At 48.2% G+C, this 359-nt stretch carries 1 pseudogene; it reads right to left on the bottom strand.

Going from position 1 to position 359, the window contains the following annotated elements:
* Positions 1 to 95 precede the first annotated feature (95 nt).
* Positions 96 to 359, bottom strand: a pseudogene (locus tag H6A27_RS14690) (IS21 family transposase); the annotation flags it as partial.

Genomic DNA, 359 nt, shown 5'->3' with positions numbered 1-359 from the left:
CGTAGCCCAGTAATGTGCCATTCCGGGCATCTTAAGGTTTCTTAGAGCATTGATAATTTCATCCATCGTTATTGGTTTTGAGTGTTAGAAGTCTGTCATTTGAACTGTGATTTCCCACGGATATTACAGTGTTGCGGAGGAGCAAAGGAAGATGTAGGCTGCCCCACACCGGCACACTTGCTTTCCACCAGTGAGCGTATAAAGCGGTAACTGCATCTGTCTACGTTCAGGGCTGTCTCGCAGGCTTTCTGGAAAACGGCCGGATCACTGCTCCTTTGCAGGTTTAGAAGCCCGTCGCAGGTCTTGTAATGAGTCTCCGGAGGCATTGTGGAAGAATAAAATATGCGGCGGATTACATC

The organism is Bacteroides caecigallinarum (assembly GCF_016902295.1).
Classification (GTDB): domain Bacteria; phylum Bacteroidota; class Bacteroidia; order Bacteroidales; family Bacteroidaceae; genus Phocaeicola; species Phocaeicola caecigallinarum_A.
The sequence above is the reverse complement of the archived record's forward strand: the minus strand, read 5'-3'. Positions and strand labels throughout refer to the sequence as shown.